General features: G+C 27.6%; 19 protein-coding genes. 2 read left to right on the forward strand and 17 right to left on the reverse strand.

Annotation, left to right across the window (positions count from 1 at the left end):
- Positions 1-144: 144 nt before the first annotated feature.
- Both AS157_RS00110 and AS157_RS00115 read right to left on the reverse strand, forming a co-directional pair.
- A complete protein-coding gene (locus AS157_RS00110) occupies positions 145-1,536 on the reverse strand; it encodes an ATP-binding protein (protein ID WP_077289205.1) in 1,392 nt (463 codons plus the stop codon).
- 130 nt (positions 1,537-1,666) lie between these two features.
- The gene (locus AS157_RS00115; RefSeq protein ID WP_077289206.1) at positions 1,667-2,602 is read right to left on the reverse strand and encodes a UDP-2,3-diacylglucosamine diphosphatase; all 936 of its coding nucleotides are present in this window, start codon (positions 2,600-2,602) and stop codon (positions 1,667-1,669) included.
- Between the two features lie 542 nt (positions 2,603-3,144).
- Here AS157_RS00115 and AS157_RS00120 point away from each other — a divergent pair.
- Positions 3,145-3,336, forward strand: a complete 192-nt coding sequence (locus tag AS157_RS00120; RefSeq protein WP_077289207.1) for a DUF1659 domain-containing protein — start codon at positions 3,145-3,147, stop codon at positions 3,334-3,336.
- 270 nt (positions 3,337-3,606) lie between these two features.
- On the opposite strand, the gene AS157_RS09655 is transcribed toward AS157_RS00120, so the two are convergent.
- The 14 genes from AS157_RS09655 to AS157_RS00190 all read right to left on the reverse strand — a co-directional run bounded on the left by AS157_RS09655 (position 3,607) and on the right by AS157_RS00190 (position 18,758).
- On the reverse strand, positions 3,607-5,040 hold the full coding sequence (locus AS157_RS09655) for a lipopolysaccharide biosynthesis protein (protein WP_352039406.1): 1,434 nt from the start codon (positions 5,038-5,040) through the stop codon (positions 3,607-3,609).
- A 16-nt stretch (positions 5,041-5,056) separates the two neighbouring features.
- Positions 5,057-6,097 carry a sugar phosphate nucleotidyltransferase gene (locus AS157_RS00130; RefSeq protein ID WP_077289209.1) on the reverse strand — a complete coding sequence of 347 codons (1,041 nt, stop codon included), beginning with the start codon at positions 6,095-6,097 and terminating at the stop codon, positions 5,057-5,059.
- Positions 6,075-6,791 (reverse strand): acylneuraminate cytidylyltransferase family protein, encoded by a 717-nt coding sequence (locus AS157_RS00135; RefSeq protein WP_077289210.1) that lies wholly within the window; start codon positions 6,789-6,791, stop codon positions 6,075-6,077. Before AS157_RS00135 ends, AS157_RS00130 begins: the two co-directional genes overlap by 23 nt.
- Positions 6,792-6,795: 4 nt before the next feature.
- Positions 6,796-7,815: an N-acetylneuraminate synthase gene (neuB, locus tag AS157_RS00140; RefSeq protein ID WP_077289211.1), complete on the reverse strand. Its 1,020-nt coding sequence runs from the start codon at positions 7,813-7,815 to the stop codon at positions 6,796-6,798.
- Between the two features lie 13 nt (positions 7,816-7,828).
- Positions 7,829-8,995: a UDP-N-acetylglucosamine 2-epimerase gene (gene neuC, locus AS157_RS00145; protein WP_077289212.1), complete on the reverse strand. Its 1,167-nt coding sequence runs from the start codon at positions 8,993-8,995 to the stop codon at positions 7,829-7,831.
- Positions 8,988-9,638: an acetyltransferase gene (locus AS157_RS00150; RefSeq protein WP_077289213.1), complete on the reverse strand. Its 651-nt coding sequence runs from the start codon at positions 9,636-9,638 to the stop codon at positions 8,988-8,990. Before AS157_RS00150 ends, neuC begins: the two co-directional genes overlap by 8 nt.
- A gap of 1 nt (position 9,639) precedes the next feature.
- Positions 9,640-10,806, reverse strand: coding sequence for a LegC family aminotransferase (locus AS157_RS00155; RefSeq protein WP_077289214.1), 1,167 nt, complete (start codon positions 10,804-10,806; stop codon positions 9,640-9,642).
- Positions 10,807-10,817: 11 nt separating this feature from the next.
- Positions 10,818-11,789: an NAD-dependent 4,6-dehydratase LegB gene (locus AS157_RS00160; RefSeq protein WP_077289215.1), complete on the reverse strand. Its 972-nt coding sequence runs from the start codon at positions 11,787-11,789 to the stop codon at positions 10,818-10,820.
- Between the two features lie 16 nt (positions 11,790-11,805).
- Positions 11,806-13,035, reverse strand: a complete 1,230-nt coding sequence (locus tag AS157_RS00165; protein WP_077289216.1) for a polysialyltransferase family glycosyltransferase — start codon at positions 13,033-13,035, stop codon at positions 11,806-11,808.
- Positions 13,032-13,739 carry a CatB-related O-acetyltransferase gene (locus AS157_RS09545; RefSeq protein WP_284730367.1) on the reverse strand — a complete coding sequence of 236 codons (708 nt, stop codon included), beginning with the start codon at positions 13,737-13,739 and terminating at the stop codon, positions 13,032-13,034. The genes AS157_RS00165 and AS157_RS09545 overlap by 4 nt, the downstream gene beginning before the upstream one ends.
- Positions 13,740-13,928: 189 nt before the next feature.
- On the reverse strand, positions 13,929-14,975 hold the full coding sequence (locus tag AS157_RS00175; RefSeq protein ID WP_197023212.1) for a glycosyltransferase family 2 protein: 1,047 nt from the start codon (positions 14,973-14,975) through the stop codon (positions 13,929-13,931).
- A 224-nt stretch (positions 14,976-15,199) separates the two neighbouring features.
- On the reverse strand, positions 15,200-16,402 hold the full coding sequence (locus AS157_RS00180) for a glycosyltransferase family 4 protein (RefSeq protein ID WP_197023214.1): 1,203 nt from the start codon (positions 16,400-16,402) through the stop codon (positions 15,200-15,202).
- A gap of 161 nt (positions 16,403-16,563) precedes the next feature.
- A complete protein-coding gene (locus AS157_RS00185) occupies positions 16,564-17,709 on the reverse strand; it encodes an alkaline phosphatase family protein (RefSeq protein WP_077289219.1) in 1,146 nt (381 codons plus the stop codon).
- Entirely contained in the window at positions 17,706-18,758 is a 1,053-nt protein-coding gene (locus AS157_RS00190; protein ID WP_077289220.1) for a nucleotidyltransferase domain-containing protein, read from the reverse strand. The genes AS157_RS00185 and AS157_RS00190 overlap by 4 nt, the downstream gene beginning before the upstream one ends.
- Positions 18,759-19,460: 702 nt before the next feature.
- On the opposite strand from AS157_RS00190, the gene AS157_RS00195 reads away from it, so the two are divergent.
- Positions 19,461-19,724: a hypothetical protein gene (locus tag AS157_RS00195; protein WP_143611761.1), complete on the forward strand. Its 264-nt coding sequence runs from the start codon at positions 19,461-19,463 to the stop codon at positions 19,722-19,724.
- A 696-nt stretch (positions 19,725-20,420) separates the two neighbouring features.
- Here the strand turns inward: AS157_RS00195 and AS157_RS00200 are convergent.
- Positions 20,421-21,575 carry a glycosyltransferase family 4 protein gene (locus tag AS157_RS00200; RefSeq protein WP_077289222.1) on the reverse strand — a complete coding sequence of 385 codons (1,155 nt, stop codon included), beginning with the start codon at positions 21,573-21,575 and terminating at the stop codon, positions 20,421-20,423.
- Between the last annotated feature and the right edge of the window lie 14 nt (positions 21,576-21,589).

The following is a 21,589-nucleotide window of genomic DNA, read 5'->3' on the forward strand; positions in this document are numbered from 1 at the left end:
AATATTGGCTTTATTAAAGTTCTTAATCTACAATTTGTATGTAGCAATTTTTTTGTTTATTGTTAGAAAAGGTTATTCAAAGGTAATTCAAAAGTATTTTATTATATTTTTGTATCTATTTTTTGATTTCGGATTAGTCTCTTACTATTTTTGAAACAGACTCAAGTCAACTTGCAAATCTTTGTCAATTATTTTTCCAACTCTTTTAAAAAACTCCACATCTGTAGGACCTTCTACACAGACAATTGCCTTTAATCTATCAAATTTGTCTGCATCAATCGAAGGTAAAACCCCCAAACTTTCTGCCGCTTTTTCAAAGACATTATCAGAACCTTCTTCTATAATGACTTTCTCATTTTCTTTATGTAAAAATCTCAAACTTTTTACAGAAAGTAAATTTGCAATTCTCGGACTATGAGTCGTTAAAATTACCTGAGTGTCATCCTTTCCTGATAGAGCTAAAAAAGCTTCTACTAATTTTTTCTGATGATCTGGATGTTGAGAAGTTTCCGGTTCTTCAAAAGCATAAATAACATTTGGAACATTTCTCTCTTCTTTTTTCTCTTCAGCTTCAGCTCTTAAAAAGCCTAATAGTATTAACCTTCGAACTCCACTACCTCTTTTGTTAAAAGGAATTCCACCGTCACTACTTATTGTCATACCCTTAAATACATTTTCCCACTTTGGTTCTGGAATTCTTGGTTTCAGTTTTTGTGCTATTTCGGAATTCATTTCCTTAAGTTTTTCAATTGTCCTAACAGCTATTTTTGTAATTTCTTCCTCAACTTTTTTCTCTATTTCTCTTAACCTATTACGAATTTCATCATTTGACATTATTTTCTTAATTGCAATTCTCATTGGATCTTGGATTTCGGCATCTTGATCAGCATTTTGCCTATCTACTTTAAATAAAGTGTACAAAGGAAGATAATTTTTTAGTTGTTCCCATATTTGCTTTGTACCTTCTTTGTCAATTGGTATTTCAATTTCTTCTAATCTCAATTCTTCCTTATTGAATTTGTACCTTATTGCTTTTCTAATTTTTGAAGCAACTCTTTTATCTTCATTTGATAAATCTACACCCAATTCTTTTGCTCTTTGTTTTAGGTCAGATGTTTTTAAAATAAGAAGATCTTTTAAATTTTCATGCGTAGGATGATTGGCTACAATATAGATTTTTTCTTTTTTCATATCTCCACCCGAGCATTTTTTACGAATCTCAAGTAATCCTTCTTTGTTAAGTAAAAACTCTTCTTCTAAACTTGTCTCCACATTAGTATCAATTATAAGAGTTTGTGGGTAATCTTCAAATACAGCACCTATAAGTATTTCATTAGAACTTGAATCTTTGTTTATATCTTTTTTGTCAAGTTTTACTTGTGCATCTTTCCCATTGAAAAATATATCCAAAGCATCTAAAATAGTAGTTTTACCAATATCATTTTTTCCAATAAACACTGTTAAATCTTCAAAATCAATAACTATTCTATCTTTGAATATTCTAAAATTTTCTAATATCAATTTTTTAATTTTCATTTTAGTTTTCCCCCATTAAAAAAATAAATTTATATTATTTGAATAATCTTACCCAAAAATTTATAGTATGCATAATTTAACAAATACCTGAACATCCATTTTTACATAAAACGAAGTTTAGTTTTTTATATCATATTCTTTCTAACTCTTTTACTTTTTCACTATCCCACTCACAAAGAGATATACTTTTTTCTTCTTTATTAAATATACAAAACGTAGGCTCTTTTCCTACCCAGCTTCCAGAATTTGCGTATATTATTCTTTTGTCAATTTTTTCTATTTTCGGTTTATGAGTATGTCCCAATACAACAAACACTTTTTCCATACCTTTACCTAACAATCTTTTACCAAGCATTATAGAACCTTCTACATCATACTCTGAATAATCTCCTGCATATTCTTTGCTCGCAGGAGTAACATATGATTGAAGATTACCTGCTATTTTATAGAAAGGGGCTGTAAATTTTTTCTTTAACTCACTTAAAGCTATCCCGATTCCAGCTCGTAACTTTTCAAGTTGCTCATCAATATCTTTTGCTCCAAATCTTTCAAGTATTCCAATTGTCTGAGCAATAAATTTTCCTAATACACCTTTGGAACCTCCTGCTAATGTTGAAACATCTCTGTTGTACTTATCAAATCTATGACCATGTTCAATCCATAGATTTTCCTCTGAATAATATGGGAATATTAATTTCTTTTCCTCATCTATATCTGACTTATCTGTTAACTGGATAGGGCCAAAAGGAAAGGGTACTACCTTATAAACAAGTTTTGCAAAAGGAAGTGAATCGTGGTTTCCAGGTATGTAAATTATCTTTTTTCCTGTTTCCCTTATCTTAAGAAAAACCTTCCATAAATCAACATACATTTGTAATATTTTTTCTACTTTACATTGCCAAAGTTCAAAGAAATCACCTGCTATAACTATCTTTTCAATTTCTTCATCATTTTTAATAAATTCAAGAAACGTTATAAATTTTTCAAAGTTCCCTGATGTATAGAAATCATCGGCATCAGACATATCACCGACATGTAAATCACTTAAGATGACTGTTTTACTCATCCCTATCCCCCCATGTTTTATAACTCCCCATGATTATATTACCACTTTTATATTATCAAAGTCAAATTTTAACAATATAATTACAACAAAATGTTAATTATTGTTTTTATAACGCATTTGGAAGAATCTTGGATGATTTTTCGAATGTATAAGATCCTTCGCTTACGCTCAGGATGACATCCCCTTCGCCTGCCCGCTCCTTTCGGATAACATTCCCTTCGATTACGTTCAAGATGACATCTCCTTTTCATAGTCATTCCGAGGAGTTACACGACAAGGAATTTTTCCCTGTCATTCTGGACGCGTAAGCGCGAAGAATATGATTCTTCGTCACTTCGTTCCTCAGAATGACAAAAGAATTCCAACCCTCGCTAACACTATCTAACACTCTCCAATCTTTTAACCTCTCCAACACTCGCTAATTATGTGTAACAACATCTATACATTTGTATATATTACGTTAAATCCATTTTCTTGTGTAGATATATTTATATGTACGTGACCGGCCAATGTACAAAAAAATCAAAGGAGGTTGTAATGATATGAAAAAACTTTCTGTTAAGTATCTTACAGGCACAGATGTAAATGGAGAACCAGTTTTTAAAAGACAAACATTAAATGTTGAAGATACTGTGGATGTTGTTAAGGCAAACGCTATTGTCCAGATTATTGACAAATACACAAATTATTCCGTAGATAGCGCCATGGTTGTAACTTACGAAGCAGTAATTTAAGATTCTTCGCACGTACGTGCTCAGAATGACAAAAGAACTCCAACCCTCGCTAACTCTCGCTAATCTCACCAATCTTTCCAACCTCTCTAACCTCTCCAACACTTGCTAATACTGTCTTCCCGAGCAATTCCCTTCTTTTGTCATTCCGAGGAGCATAGCGACGAGGAATCTTGTCCCTTTGTCATCTTAAGCCCCATAGGGCGATAGCACCAACAAAACAAAAAACACAGAATATTCTGTGGTTTTTGTACACTTTACAAAATCATTTTTCTACTTTAAATAATGCTTCAACCTTTTATAAAGCCTTGTTATAACAATAATACCAAAACTACCAAAAATTACTATTCTTGAAATCCTTTCTGTCAAAGAAAACATACCAAATCTTTTGGATATATAATATTGTATTAAACTCAAGGCAATCATCAAAAAAGCCCACGAAAACATATACCTTGCAGATATTGTGTTATCTTTCAAATGGTATTTAACGTTTAATGCGTGGAATAAAAGCAAGAAAAAGTATGAAATAAGTGTTGTTAACGCTGCAACTTCGTATCCAAATATTGGTATCAACCATATATTAAGTATTATGTTTATTAATCCAGCCAAAAATGTTCCTATTGAAATTGAACCAGTTTTTTTATAAAAAAATGCAAAATTAACGTATATAGTGTACAAAAATTGCATATAATATGATGTTGTTATAATAGGTAATATGATTAATGATGCATAGTATTGCTTTGGTGCCATTATTAAACCTAATTCTGGAACTAACATAAAGATTAATAAGAGAAGTATAACATACAGTCCGTTATAATATGGAATTTTTTTTAATATTTCAACTTTTTTATTCTTATACATCCTGTCGTAAAACCACGGGACCCAGGCCAAATTTGTTGCCCCAAGTATTACTAAAGGGATCATTCCAAGGTTATAGGAATAACTATAAAGTCCTACTTTTTCTGAATTTACAATTTTTTGTATAGCTAATCTATCAAATTGAGATAGAATTATTCCTGAAAGGTTATGTAATATTAAGGGAATACCTATAACCAAAGAGTATCTCCAGGCTTTAAGCCAGATAAGTTTTTTTCCTTTGAGTATTATTATCAAAAATAATATGGAAGACAACAATATTTTCGATAATAAATCTCCATAAATTCTTCCAAGATACCTGTTATTTTTTAAGAATAACACCAATAAAATTGAAAAACTAACATTTAAAAGGGCGTTAGTTAAACTTAACAAAGACTTTTTCTTATATTTCTTTTCAAAGACATTTTTCGTATTATAAAATGTAAATATAAATCCTAAATAACCAGAAATGACTGCCAATATTATAAGGTTTTCGTATATATTGAATAAATTTGAAAAGTAAGTTCTAAATAAAAATATAAAAATGAATTGAACGATAAAACTTATTAAAGATAGAAATAAAACAGAAGATAAAAATTCTTTTTTTTGTTCTTTAAAATCATTTATTCCTGTTCCAATAGAGGCATGAATATCCAGACCTGTTATTATCATGAATATTCCTGCAAATGTCATGTAAACAGATACTATACCATATTCCTCAACAGATAATAATCTCGTAAAAATAGGAATGGTAATAAATCCCATTCCTTTTAGTAAAAAATCTGTTATTGTGTACCATATACCTGATTTTATTGTTGTACTACCTTTTATCCTTTTTATTATGCTATTGATCTTTTATCACCACACATTACAACATTTTTTTATAATATTCCCATTGACCTATATCTATCATTTCTCCTTCAAACTTGTATACTTTTATTCTTTTATTATTCTTTTTTGCTCTTTCGATTAACTCTGGCATATCTAATTTTTCATCTAATGAAACCAAATCAACGATATTAGGATTTAAAATATATATTCCTGTATTGACATAAAATTCGTAATTTGGCTTTTCTTTTATTTTTACATAATTATTTTGTTTGTCAAATTCTAAAATACCATAAGCTATATCAATACTTTCTTTTGCAGAAATTATTGTTATATCAGAACTTTCCTTTGAATGATATTCTAATACTTCTGAGAAATCTATGTTTATTAATACATCACAGTTTGCAACAAAAAATGGCTTTTTTATATCATAGAATCTAAGATAAGATATACTCCCCGCTGTACCAAGAAATTCTTTTTCTTCAATGTATTCTATATTATATTTCAATTCAGAAAAATAGTTTTTTATTAGCTCTTTTTTGTAGTTTATACTTAAAATAAATTCATCAAAACCGGAGTTTATAAATTGTTCCATGATGTTTTCAATAATTGTTTTATCTTTGTAGGGCACTAATGGTTTAGGAATAACTTTTGTTAATGGTTGCAAACGCGTTCCTTTTCCACCAGCCATTATTAGCACTTTGGTTTTTAATTTCGACAATTGTTGGAAATTTAAAGAAATTTTTAGAACTTTCATTATTTCCATTTTGGCATTCAATACAGGTAAATATTCCACATTAAATTTTAAAACATCATTGAAGGAAAATTCTTTATAATCTTTTTCAAGAATATATTTAAAATTTTTGTTCATCAAATCAAATGCTTTTATTTTTGATAAATCACCTGCTTTAGTTTTGTAAAGATATCTTCTTATATCCCCATCTGTTATTGTTCCAATCAACTTACCATTTTCAATAACAAATAATATTTTATATGGAGATTTGTTTAAACTATTAATTATTACTTCAAAAGAATCATTTTTTGATATTAAAGGAAAATCACTTATCTCTTTTATTTTCATAATTCTCCTCCAATAACACTTCTGCAAGTTTTAAATCAATGTAATCATCAATATCTACTGAGCGTTCTTTAGGCATTATATACGCATAACTTTTTTTACCATAAAAATTCTTTGTTTTAAGAAAATAATCGACTTTTGCAATGTATATAGCTCCATTGACTCTAAAGTATTTTGGTAAATCCTGTCTTCTCTTATTCTTTACTTCCTCTTTAATAAAATTTGAGAGACTCAAATCATCCGGTAGAATATTGCTAAACAAAGGAGAGTGTTCTACTTCACATACACTAACAATTGAATTTGCATCTTTTTCAAATAACAATTCAATAGCATTTATTATATCTTCTGACTTTCTTAAAGGTGATGTTGGTTGTAACAACACGAAATAATCAAAGTGTATATTTTTACTTACATAATAATTCAAGGTATGGACGATCACATCTATACTATTTGCAGTATCAGTTGCTAATTCTGTTGGTCTTAAAAAAGGAACATTCGCGCCATATTTTCTTGCTATTTCTGCAATTTTTTCAGAATCGGTTGTTACCATAACCTCATCAAACACTTCACTTTTTTCTGCAGCTTCAATTGTATAACTTATTAATGGTTTGTTTTTTAAACTAATTATATTTTTATCTTTTATCCCTTTCGAATCACCTCGAGCTGGAATTATAGCCAAAAAACTTTTATTATACATAATCTCACCCCATAAAATGATCCCAAGTAAAGCCTTCATCTTCTCTTATTTCTTTAATCAATTTTCTTCCTATTATTACATCTAAAAATTTAGGTTCTATCCCTTCATTAGCCCTTTTTATTTCAATATCATCTTTCTCAATTACTTCTCCAGGCAATATATTTCTTTTTGCAACTAATCTCTTTCTCGCAATTTTCTTTATCTCTATTTCACTTTTATTAGGTTTTTTTATTCCGTTTCCCAGTGCTTTTTCTATGTTTCGTATTGCTTTAACCATTGCTTTTAATTCTTGTGGTTCCAGTGATGCTCTATGATCTGGTCCTGGTAAATTCTTGTTCAATGTAAAATGTTTTTCTATTATTTTAGCTCCCATTGCAACCGCAGCAATAGGAACTTCTATGCCTAACGTGTGATCTGAATATCCTACAGGAAGTTTAAAAGCTTCTTTTAAAGTAATCATAGCTCTTAAATTTACTTCTTCATATAGGGTAGGATAATTTGTTGTACAATGTAAAAGATAAACTTCTGCACTTTTGTTAACTTTATATATAATTTCCAACGCTTCTTCTACTTCTCCCAATGTTGACATACCTGTAGACATTATAATTGGCTTATTTTTTTGTGCTATGTGTTTTAAATAAGGATAATTTATTATCTCTCCTGAAGGGATCTTATAATAAGGTACCAATTCTTCCAGAAAATCTATGCTTTCATGATCGAAAGGAGAAGAAAGAAATTCTATACCTATTTCATCGCAATACTTTTTTAATTTTTTAAAATCCCCAAATTTTAATTCAAAACTTCTAAGCATCTCTATCTGACAAGTTTTTTTACCTACATTTTTTTCTTGATAAGTTGCCATATCTGTATATTTAGATGCTAATTTTTCAGCTTTAAACGTTTGGAATTTTATAGCATCGACTCCAGCTTCTTTAGCTGCTTTTATTAACTTGTATGCAAGATTAATGTTTCCGTTATGATTTACACCTGCCTCAGCTATTATATATACTCCGTCTTTTATCATTTTATCCCTCTTTTCAAATTGTAAAATCTATATCAAAAAATTCTTTTTTAGTTTTTAACTTTTTGTTTTTTATATAGTCTTTTAAAATATTGTATATTTTTTCCGTTGCTCCTCCTTGATCATATGGATTTATTATTTTCTCTCTGTCTACTCTTTCGGCCTTTTTTACAGCTTCTAATATTTTCTTTTTCGACGATTTCACATCTATTATACTATTCCCTTTTACTCTCCCTCTTTGCCTTTCACCAATATTTACTGTTGGAATTTTAAAAGATGGGGCCTCAATTATTCCACTCGAAGAATTTCCCATAACTAAATCCACATATTTCATTGTTGATAGATATTTTAATGTTCCAAGGTTTGTCACTGCTAATACTTTATTGGAATATTTGGATGAAAACTCATCAATATATTTATTTATTCTCCTTCCTCCTTCATCGGCATTACTTTTGGTTATTATTATCTTATAACCAATATTTACCAACTCTTTTAAAGCCTCAAAAACCTCTTTTAATTCTCCATCTAATTGTTTATCGTCAAGTGTTACAGGATGATATGTAAATAATATGTTTTTTTTTCCTAATTCAAAGTTTAATTCTTTTTCCAATTCTTCTTTATCTAATAATTTTAAATTTCTTATATTATCTAACCCTATTGCCCCAACATTAAATACCCTTTCTGGATTCTCTCCTAATTGAATAACCCTTCTTCTATATTCTTCTGTGGAAGTAAAGTGTAAATAACTCATTTTCGTTATTGAATGCCTTATTCCTTCATCAATTACGCCCTCTGTTTTTTCTCCTCCATGTAAATGAGCAATCGGAATTTTCATTATATATGCTGCAATTGCAATTGATAAAGCTTCAAATCTGTCTCCTAATATGATTAAAATATCTGGATTTAATTGCTTTAATGTTTCTGAAAAACTTATTAGTCCCAATCCTATTGATTTATTTATTCCAATAGAACTATCGCTTGATAACAATATTTCTATCTTTTCATTTATTTTGAATCCATCTTTTTCTATTTCTTTATATGTTAATCCAAATTCAGGAGAAAGATGCATACCTGAAGCCATTATCTGCAATTCAAATTCATCTTCTTCTTTTATTTTCTTCATTAGAGGGTATAATAACCCATATTCCGCACGAGTCCCAGTAAAAATACAAATTTTATTCATATCTTTTCTCCTCAACTCTCGCAGGTACACCAAAGGCTTTTACATTATCCGGAATATCTTTTACAACAACTGCTCCCGCGCCTATTATTGTATTTTTACCTATCTTGATATTTTGAATAACAGTACTGCCGGCTCCAATATGACTATTTTCTCCTATTTTAACTCCTCCGCTAAGTGTTACGCCTGGGGCAACGTGAACATTATTATTTATTATGCAATCATGTTCAACAATTGCTCCACTATTTATTATGCAGTTTTTCCCTATTTTTACACCAGGGTTTATTATTACACCTGGCATGATTACAGTTCCTTCCCCTATTAGCACATTTTTTGCTATTATGGCTTTTTTTGAAATAATTATAGGTATATTAAAACCTATTTCCTTTATTTTATTGAATAATTTGATTCTCAATGCGGAGTTTCCAACGCTTCCCACAGTTACTAAAGCATTTTTGACTCCTTCATTGAAAAGTTGAACTAATTGATCATCGGTATATTTTATTTCTATTCCATTTATTTTTTTTCCTAATTCACTTTCAACATCAGAAATTCCTATGATTTCATAATCATTATTCTCCAAAATTATAGATAAAACAACTTTACAATGCCCACCACCGCCAACTAATATTATTTTTCTAGACATTTTAACCCCTCTTCAATATTTCTTTTATTTTTTCAGACACATATCTTACATCATCTTCCGTTAAATTTGTACTACACGGAATATTCAATACCCTTTCCCAATAATATTTTGCTTTTTCTATTTTATATGCATAATTATTTTTAAAAGGTTTCTGCAAATGATTTAAATACCAAATTGGTCGTGTTTCTATTCCTTCTTTTTTCAATTCTTTTAATAGACTATCCCTTGATATTTTATCACTTTTTATAAATAACGAGTAAAACCAATAATTTGGTCTTGTGTTTTCTCCAAAATTCAACAACTTTAACCCTTCTATTTTTGAAATTAACTTTTTATATAATTCATAATTTTTTGTTTTTATTTCTATGAATCTTTCCAATTGCTCAAGTTGAGCAACTCCAAGAGCTGCTTGTAAATTTGTCATTCTATAATTATAACCTATTTTGTTGTGAATATAATATAACGCATCATCTTTTGCCTGGGTTGATAAATATTTTGCATTTTTTACGGATTCTAAATCTTTGGCAACAAGCATTCCCCCACCACCAGTAGTGATTATTTTATTACCATTAAACGAGTATACCCCAACATCTCCAATTGTTCCTGCAAATTTCTCCTTGTATTTTCCGCTTACATATTTCGTGCCCAGCGCTTCTGTTGCATCTTCTAATACTTTCAAGCTATATTTTTTCGCTATATACATTAAACTTTCCATGTCTGCCATGTTACCAAACACATGTACAATTACTATTGCTTTTATTATTTTTCCCGTAGTTTTATTTTTTGGACCTTCTTTTGTCAGTTCACATTCTTTTTTCAGAAATGTTTCCAGTTTGTTCATATCCATATTTAGTGAATCGTCACAATCCATAAATACTGGATCTGCATATAAGTATTTAACTGGATTTACTGCTGCTATAAATGTTAATGTTGGAACTATAACTTCGTCTCCCGGTTTAATCCCTAATAATTTTAACCCCAAATGAATACCTGCAGTACCACTTTGTACAGCTACTGCTTTTTGGATATTTAAATATTTTGCTATTTCTTCTTCAAATTTTGCTATATATGAACCTCCTGTTGATACCCAGGCTGATTTTATCGCGTCCAATACATATTTTTCTTCGTTGCCGATAAAGTTGGGGACAGATAAAGGAATATACTTCATTTTATCACCTTTTAAACGTTGTATATGTCTACTTTAAAATATTCTATGTTTTCTTTTATCCACTCAATTGTTTCTTTTAAACCTTCTTCTAATGTATATTGCGCGCTCCAACCAATTAATTTCCTTGCTTTTTCTGGATTTGACAGCAACCTTTCAACTTCTGATTTTTCCGGCCTTATCCTTTGTTTATCTGTAACTATTTCAACTTCTTTTCCCAACAACTTCATTATCTTTTTTGCCAAATCGCCTATTGATATTTCCTTTCCCGTTCCAAGATTAAACACGTCTCCTATTGTTTTTTCATGCAATCCAACAGTTATAAAGCCGTTTACCGTATCTTTCACATATGTTAAGTCTCTTGTTGGAGTTAAATTACCCAGCTTAATTTGTTCTTTTCCTGAAAGCAATTGAGAAATTATTGTGGGTATTATTGCCCTTGCAGATTGCCTTGGACCATATGTGTTAAATGGCCTGATTATTGTTACAGGTAATCCAAACGACCTGTAATAACTCAAAGCCAAATGATCCGCTGCTGCTTTTGAAGCAGCATACGGTGATTGCGGGTTATACGGATGTTTTTCATCTATTGGTACATATTGTGCGGTTCCGTATATTTCGCTTGTGGATGTGTGTATTACCCTTTGTATTCCAAGTTTTCTGGCTGCTTCTAATACGTTATACGTTCCTTCGGTATTTGTCTTGATGTATGCCAAAGGAGAAATATATGAATATGGAATACCAATTAATGCAGCGAGATGAAACACCACATCCACATCTTTCATTGCATCATATACACTATCATAATCTCGTATATCTCCTGTGTATACTTCAATATCTTTCAAATATCTTGATTTTTCAAGCCATCCCCAATTATTTTGGAAATTGTATCTAACAAATGCCTTTACTTTAAAACCTTTTTCAACAAGGGCTTCTGTTAAATGTGAACCTATAAACCCTTCAGAACCTGTGACTAATATTTTCACTTTTTTCACCTCATCCCTACTTTGTTAATATATCTATGATAAATTCAGGGACTGACAGAATTTTTTCATTTTTTTTGTTCTTAAAAACTATGCGTTCAGATTCTAAAATATCATTAAATTCCTCAAAACTGTTTGGAATTAACAAGTTTATTCTAGAAAAATCTATGTGTTTTTCTAAACTTCTAAAAGAATAATTTATTTTACTATTTTTAAACAGTCTAAATAACATGAATACCTTAAACTTATCAAAATTTTTTAAAAACCAAGAAACAGTTGAACCATATGAAAAAATATATTTAATATTTTCGTTTATAATTGCCAATATCTCTCCAGGTATTGATTCGATAATGTAATATACTGGCATAGCCATACTTTTGGCGATTTTTTTTAAAATTAACTCATCATCTAAATTGTTTAAAGGATGTGGTTTTATAATAACTGGATAAATTCCTTTTGCTTTTAGGATTTTTAAAAGAGTTTCATAAGTGTATTTAAATTCTTCTTTATCATAAAAATATGCTAAATATAAAATTGCTTTAGCATCCTCAAAAACAAATTTACTATAATTATTTATATAATAATCTTTCAAAATATCTATTTCTTTATCTTCAAATAATTTGCAGACTCTTATTTTATTTTTATAATTACAAATCTCTTTATCTTTAATATCAACAGTTTCATTCAAAATGAAAAACTCAAAAAACTTAGAATTAAAATGATAAAACACATCTTTAATATCAACGAAGGAACTACTCCAAGGTGATGTTACGATTAAATCATTTGTATTTAACAACTTTCTCATTCTTTTTTCTAAAAGAATTGAATAAAAATTTTTATAATAATTATTTTTTACTAAATAAGTTCCTATTCCTTCTTCATGTAGCAATATTTTAAAGTTTCTTTTGTAAGCTTCTCTTACAAAAAGAAAATTATTAATATCGTATTCTGTAAAACTTACAATAATTGTATTATTTGGAGAAAATTCATCTAAAACATTTTTAATTGAGCTTATATTTCTTTCTATATCTCTCTTTATTTTTGAAGAGAAAAAAAGACTTTTTCCTCTATCTTTAAACCTTTTAAAATTAAAAGTTTTTTTAAATATATAGGAATTCTTAAATTTATATTTTTCCGATTCAAAAAAAATCGAATAACTTTCTACATTTTCTTTTAATAATAAAACAGATATCGATTCTGCTAAAAAATAATGATAATAAGCAGATATTAAAAATACTATTTTCTTCATATTCCCTCTCCCATAAATTTGCAAAACCTTTTTATATCAGAAAAAATCCTATAATGTCTCTTTAAAAAATTTATGTCTTTATCCCACCATCTTATTTTTAATAACATTTTTATATCTTCCTCAGAAAATCTATAATCTATCTTTCTCGCAGGTATTCCAACATTTATACTATATGGTTCTATATCCTTTGTAACTAATGCTCCAGCACCAATTATTGCACCATCTCCTATTTTTACACCTTCCATTATTTTTACACCATAACCAATCCATACGTCATTTCCAATTTTAACTAAATATTTTTTTTCTTTGTCAACATATTTAAATTCATCAAATAATTGTTCCTCAGCAAATGTGAAACCAGCTTGTTTAGCCAAAGAATAAAATGCAGGATGTGTTGAAACAAAACCTTTCGACGGATGTCTTCCTGAAACAATTTCCACTTTTGAAGCAATTGAACAAAATCTTCCAATCTTACAATTTGATAAATTGGAATTAGGTGCAATATATGTTCCTAATCCAATATATGAATTATAAACAATTACATTTTTATAAATCTTAGAATATCCTTCAAATTTAGAATTCAAGTTTGTTTTAGCCAAAATATGAATTTTTACATGCTTTCTAGAATAACGAACTTTATTTATTAAGTTATACATTAGACTTTTTACAAAATTAGGAATCAATTTTTTTAAAACATTCTTCAATCTGCACTACCCCCTTTTAAGAATACAAAAATTCTTATTTATACCCTTTCAAACTCTGTTTTTTGTTTTTGTTTCAATTCATACAATATTTAACTCCCTTGATATCTTATCTGAAATTCAATAAATTACTTATAATAAAATCAATTTTTCAAATAAGCATTAAATTTTAAATTTGTACATATTAATTTCTTAGTGCTTCATTCGAATTTTATGTATAACATAACCATACAATTTTTCCGAAAAAATCAACCGCAATATCTTTTTTAATAAAGTTTTCAATAGCACTTTTATTACCATCACTATATGATAACTTATTGTTTTAACAGAACACTTATTTTTTATTGTAGACTTTAAATATTCAATCTTGACCGATAATGTTTTTTTTGAAGATATCCCATTTAAATCATAAACTGCAATAAAACGGTTTATATGTAAAAATTTGAAATTACTTAAGTAACATTTCAGGAAAAAATCATAATCTGCCGCATACTTAAAAGAAGTATCAAATAATATTTCTTTATAAATAAAACCTTTTACAAAAGAGGCTTGATGATTGAAAAGCATTTTTCTTTTTATTTCAGTAATATTACTTGTTGAAATCCGAGGGCGTGTTTTTTCTCCACCAACAAGTATTGCATTCCCATATACAATATCCCATTTAGAAAAATCTTTTTCTTTAAAAATTTTGCTCAGAACCCCAAAATCATAAAACACATCACCTGCATTCATAAAGTTGATCCACTCCCCATTTGCAAGTTTAATTCCTTTATTCATTGCATCGTATATTCCATTATCTTTTTCACTAATCCACAAATCAATCTTATTTTCGTATTTCTTAAGTATTTTAATAGTTTCATCGCTTGAACCACCATCTATTATTATATATTCAATATTTGGATAATCTTGATTTATCACACTTTTGATAGTTTTTTCTAATCCATGTGGATCGTTCAAAACTACAGTAATAATAGAAATTAGCGGAATTTTCCCTACATCTCTAAATTTATCAAAAAACTCAGGTGTATCTTCTACAAAAATACCTTTTTCAGAAATTATCCATTTATTATCTTTTAACTCATAAGAAAATTTGGTAAATCCGCAACTTTTTAAACCATTAAATTTCTTCTTTTTTCTGTATGTTTGTTTATTGTATCTTTCTTCTTGTTTTTGAAAACTTCCTTCATAAAACAATAATCTAGTAGTACTGTATTGAGAATCTAGCTTAATACCTTTCATATATTTTCCTCCCATGAATTTAATCTATTATTAATTATATTTCTATTCAAAAAACATTAAAACACTAACTTCCAGAACTTTAACAACCAAAATATATGATTTTAGTATAATTAAAAACTTCTTTCTAAAATCTTTTCTAGACAAAACAAACATTTTTAAGCAAATTTTATTAAAATCATTATACAATTTTAATTATTCTTAAACTCATAAAATTATATTACACACTATAATTTGTTCAAATTATTTAAATTCACCACTTCTGCATATAATTCTTCCCATTGTGTTACCCATTTATCATAATCCAAAAATTTTCTGGCACTTTTTTTAATAATCTCAGATTTTTCTCTCCATTTTAAAATATTCTTTTCAAACTTTAACATTTTTTCTTCTAAATCACCTTCACTGTAAGGATTAAAAATCAATCCGTTTTTTCCATGATTAATCATTTCAGGTATTCCTCCCGTATTACTTCCAATTACAGGAGTCCCAAAAGCAAAAGATTCCAAAACAACAATCCCTAGAGGTTCATACCAAATACTCGGAACAATAGTAACATCTACTTTCTTAAAAAATTCTTCTTGTTTAACTCTTCCCATAAAGATAATCGAATTATCTTTATATTTTGACTTTAGGTATTCTTCGTAATTTTCTTCACCAGTACCTGCTATAAATAACCTATAATTTGGCTTTTTAATTTTCAAATAAGCTTTTAACAAAACTTCTATCCCCTTATTTGGTACTAATCTACCTATGAAACCAAAATTTATATATTTCGGTTCTAGATCTTTATCGATATTATCCATATTCAAATCCGTAGTGTTATATATAACTCTTTTAATCGGTACGTCCTCAAAATATCCGTAACTTAATAATTTATTTAGAATAAAAGCACTCACACCAACAACAGCTTTGAGTTTATTTGATTTCAACTTATGAGGAATCCTCATAAACTTGCAAGCTAAACATTGTTTTCTGCACACAACATTATTTTTAAACATATTAGTTGGACATAAAATATATAAGTCATGAAGAACTTGGATTGCTGGGACATTAGATTTACTTACAGCATCCCATATAGAGCTTGACCAACCATAAATATTATGAATTGACACAATATCTGGTCTGAATTTCCTAATATATTTTAGTACAATTTTCATAGAGGTATAATTATAAATATCTAAAATATGCCATATTCTTCTTTTAAAATAGGAATGTTTAACCTTGTCAGGGAAGTATATATTCGGAATTTTTGCTCTATAAATTAATATTCCGTTTATATATTCTTCCGTATTATTTTTATCCCAAAAACTCAATACACCAACTTCATGTCCTGAATCGCGAGCAGCTTCAATCAAAAGTTTTAAAATAATCTCTGTGCCTCCAAATATAAATGGATCGTAATAAGAATTTATAAAAAGTATTCTCATTTGAAAAATTTCACTCCTTTGCAATTTCTTCTTATAAACCTTATAAATCATTTACTCATTAACTGTAACGCTTGCCAAATTATAAAAAGCGAAAAAGTTTTCAATAATACTTTTTGTTAAATAATCATTTAACATAAGGAAATTTATTTCTTAGAATAGTTTTATATACTGCTATTAATTTCATCTGAGAAAATATCTTTTAATAATTTTAACAATTCAGAATTCCTCAACTTAGTTACCTTTTTTTTATAAATTCCTGTATAGGCTAATAATCCATGTTGCTCAATAACATTTGGCATATACCCATGAATTCCAACGGAAATTGATTTTTTTCGAAAACTAACAAGTCTTTTTAACTGAATCTTAATTCCATACCCAAAATAATTTGGGCTAAATCTGTATGGAGGATTTAAAATCATTATTAAATCACCAAATTTTTTGTTTTCGACTCCATAATATTTTCTTTCAAATTTTGTTAATAAATACCCAATATTAAGCTCATTAAGATAACTAATTATTTCTGATATTATTTTATTGTCAAAAATCCAAAATCTTGCTATAACAGCATCATTATAATATAGATATTTTCTATTGCTTTGTTTTCCAAAAAATTTTTCCATCTTAAGTGTTATTTCAATTGTGGACTCACTCATTCCATGATCTGAAAGAATAATTAATTTTGATTTATAACCATTCTGTTTTTTAAAATTTTCCCATAATAATGAAACTTTTGAAATAATGGGTATAACACTCTCAATATATCGCTCTTTATTACCAATAAAAATATGTCCAAAATGATCTACAAGAGAAATAGAGACAAATTCAAAGGATGAAAGTGACTGTTTGGAAAGTTCATCTAGCATTTTTATTTCATCTTTAGGAATTGTTGTACGAAGTTTGAATTTTTTTATTGAATCATCAAGAAATGAAAAGATATTGGTACTACTTAAAGGGTATTTTCCTTTATTCACAAAATATTTGCCAAGACCCACGGGAATATTGTATTTATTCCTACCAACAATTCTTTTCTCCAAATATCTAATTAAAAAATTTATAGGATTATAATATTTAACATAAAAACCCGAATCTTTACTTATTGCAGTATCATCAAGATTTATATCAGTAAAATATCCTACTTGATCAGGAAGCATTCCAGAAAACATTGCCCAATGCTGATTGGAACTATAACCCAATTCTGGAATAGTTTCGATTAAATTTAAATTCTCATCAATATAATTAGTTAACAACCACCCATAAGAATAAGGTAATCCGTCTATAAACACTATTAGACACGGTGTTTGGTTCAAATTTCCCCTCCTTCTTTCAATTCTTTATGTCTGGTTCTATAATAAAAAGGTTTTATTAACTCAATATCAAAATTTTCTTTTTGATAAGAAATTAGCATTTGTTCAAAATTCTGATATAATACCCCTTTTGAAAAATAGTTAGGTTTTTTTAGGTATAAAATAATAGATTTAATGATTTGACTTATTGGTAAAAATTTTATTGTTTTTAAACTATATTCAAACGGTTCCTCATTATACTTCTTTTTCAGATAGTTTAGCACAGCACTATAAGAATACACAAAAAGTTCCCGAAGGACAGGAATTTCAACTTTTTCAATTATTTCATTTTGTGGGTTAATTTTGACATCAGTAGCAAAAATAATAGCATTAAACACTTTTTTCCAATCAAAATTAGGACATATTGAATTAACTTCTTCAAAAAACTCAAAAATTCGCTGTGCTCTTTCTTTATAACTTGGAACTTTTTGACCATTCAAGTAATAAATTATCGTCGCTAACTCTGTTAAATTTCTGCAAATAGAATACACATTCAAATATTTCTTTGAGTTACAATAATACTTTTCAAACAATATTTGTTGCATTAATCTTTCAATTAATAACCTATTCGTAAAAATCGGATCTAAAACATTAAAAGAAAAATTCAAATTATCTCTGAATTCTTGACCATATAAGATAATACCAGTTTTTATCATCTCATAAAATCTTAAATTTTTCCATGTACGTTTTAATCTACCATAAGTTGTGATTCCAATAGAAATATGGAAAAATGGAGAAAATAATGCATCAATTCTATAGGTTTCTATAAATTTTTTTGTTTCTTTTTCTACATATGATTTTAATAATTTTGGGTTACTGTCAACTATAATGTATAAATCAATATCACTTAATAAAATACGACGGTCATTTTGTTCTAAAATAGCAGCTTCATTTTTGGCAACACTACCTGCAAGCAAAATTGTTTTAATTTTGGGATATTTATTTAAAAGGATAGTTGAAAAATCTTTTGCGATTTTTAAATATAAATTATCATTAGTATTAGTATTTTTCATATTTTCACCCTTTAATTTCTAAATAATAAAAAGAGAAAGTATAAAAAATAAATTGTAGACCCAAATAATATACTATCTTTAATTTTTAGAGAATTATATTTATTACCAATAAGTATAATAAATGGTAACAAAAAGATAAAATGTCTAAGGACGCCAATATTAGTTACTATTAAAATGTTTAAAACAAATAAAGTTGGGAAAAAAATCAAAAAAAGTTCATCTGCCTTTATTTTACATTTCTTTGTTAGCAATGAAAAAAAGATTGGTGCTAATAAAGAAAAGGAAAAAAATCTAGATATAGAAAACAAGAAAAAATTTAAAGTTTTCGAAGAAAACCAATTTATTGGACTATAAGCAACAAAAAGCATTCCCAAAGGTACCTTGTAGATATCAGAAATATTTCTTATATAAAAGAGTTTTAAGAAACCACTTTGCAAGATAGTTTCATTACTTAATTCAAAATAAGCCAAAAATTTTTTTTCGAAGATAAAAGAGTTAATATATATGTTTTTTAAATAAATTAAAGTTAAATATATTGCTGTTATAAGAAAAAGGAGAAATAACGGAGAAATAATTAAAGTTCGTTTTTTAAATTTTTTAGGCAACAATAAATATAGAATCGAGGTTCCAAAATATACATATCCAACCCCAACTCTATACCACGAAGAATAATAAGCAACTATTAGTGCAAGAAAAATTAAGATGAATTTTTTAATTATACCATTAGAAGATAAAGCCTTTTTAAATAAGAAAACAATTAAGACACACAAAAAAGAAAATAATATGTCCTTAAATTCAAACATCGAAAAAACTATTAAATCAGGAAAAAATAATATAAAAAGTAAAGCTCTTTTATTTGAAGTTGGAGTATTCAAAAAAGCCTTTTTTATTAGTATACCTATTAGCAATAAGAAAAATATGTTAAGAAACCTTCCTACAAGAGTGTTAATTCCAAAAATTCTATAAGCGATTTCTAAAAAACGGAAATAATAGGCTCCTTTAAAAAAATAGTGAAGCTTAATTTGGCGAAAAAAAGGAAGAGTTTTTGCCGAATTTTCAGCCCATTTATTATATGAAAAATCATCTTGAAAAAGAGTCAATTTTCCAGCACTCAAACCGTTTAGAGAAATAATTAATAACAATATAATATGAAAAATGACAAGGGCTTTAATTGAGATTTTTCTAAGTAAAATATCATTTTTTGTCAATAAAAGTATTATAAAAAAAACAATAATATTTAATATAATCATTCTAAAATCAAAATTTTGGTTAAATCCTAAAAAAGTTATTCCAATTATTAACAAATCAATAATTAACAATATCATTAAACTGAAAAAATAGTTTTCTTTGGATTTTATCGATATATTATTTTCGAATTTATTTTGACTTGTATAAAACATTTCTTTAAGATCTCCTTCCTTATATTTCAAATATTTTAAATTGAAATTGCTTGTTTGGAAATCTCCCAAATACAGAAGATTATAATAAAATCAACGATAAAATCATTTTCAGAATAAATCCATTTCTATTTGTGAAAAAATTTTAATACATTTATTCTTACTGTTATATTGATAACTAAACAAAAAACAAGTATATTCTAATAACAGTTTGAGTTTACTTATTATAGCCGTATAATATATGATAAAGACGCTTCTTAATTTTTCACAATTCATACATTGTTTCGCGTAAAATATTCAAATATTTTTCAGCAATTTTGTTGAGTTTATATTCACTGAAATGAAACCTATATGTTTTATATAAATTAGGTCTGTTATACACTTCAAAAATCTTACCTATCCAATCATTCACATTGAACGGTTCGTCCACATAAAAAGCTTTACCCTTCGTAACTTCGTGTAAAGATGCTTCTTTAGTAGTAATTACAGGAACACCTAATTCCATGGCCTCTACTGGTGGCATTCCAAACCCTTCAAAAACGCTTGGAAAGAGAAAACAAAAAGCATTTTTATATAAACTATTTCTTTCTTCATCCGAAATAAAACCAGTAAATACTATATTATTTTCCAAACTATTTTCTTTTATGTATTCTAATAATCGTCCTTCATCTTTTCCTTTAACTCCGCTTATTACTAACTTATTTATTGGAAAGTTCTTTTGATTAAGCACCTTCATAAGTTTAAGCAACGTCATTAAATTTTTGTGAGGTAACAAAGAAGACACTGTATAAAAGTATTTTTCTTTCTCAATTTGATATTTATTTTTTATTACATTAAAATCTAAAAAATTATGTAAAATCTCAATAGGATTGTAAATAACTTCAACTTTTTCAGGAGAAATGTCTAATTTCTTAATAATATCATTTTTTACAAAATTTGAGATCGCAACAACTTTTTTTGCTGTTTGAGCGCTCCTTTTCCATGCAAATCTTAACCATATATTTTTGACTTTTGAAAAGTACTCAGGATAATGTAATGCTTGAAGGTCATGAATTGTAATCACATAAGGAAGTTCTGTAAAAAAAGGTTTACTGTAAACAGGTATATAAACTAAATCCACACCTAATTTTTTCATAACCTTATCTAAAAAAACATTTTCCCACAAAATTCTATAAATAACATTATAACTATTAAGTTTTACAACATGTATTTCAAATAAATCTGATTCTTTAACAAATTCTTCTATATAACTTTTATTAACATTGGTAACTAATAAAACAAATTTAACATTATCTGGATCTATTTTCCCATTATTTTCTAACATCATAAAACCTTTCAAAAGATTTTTAACAAAATATTCTACTCCACCCATTTTGTATGGTTTTAACCAAACTAAATTGATTCCAACCTTTAACGTCATATTTAATCCCCCAT

This window comes from Thermosipho sp. 1244 (genome assembly GCF_018588215.1).
In the GTDB taxonomy this organism is placed as follows: Bacteria; Thermotogota; Thermotogae; order Thermotogales; family Fervidobacteriaceae; genus Thermosipho; species Thermosipho affectus.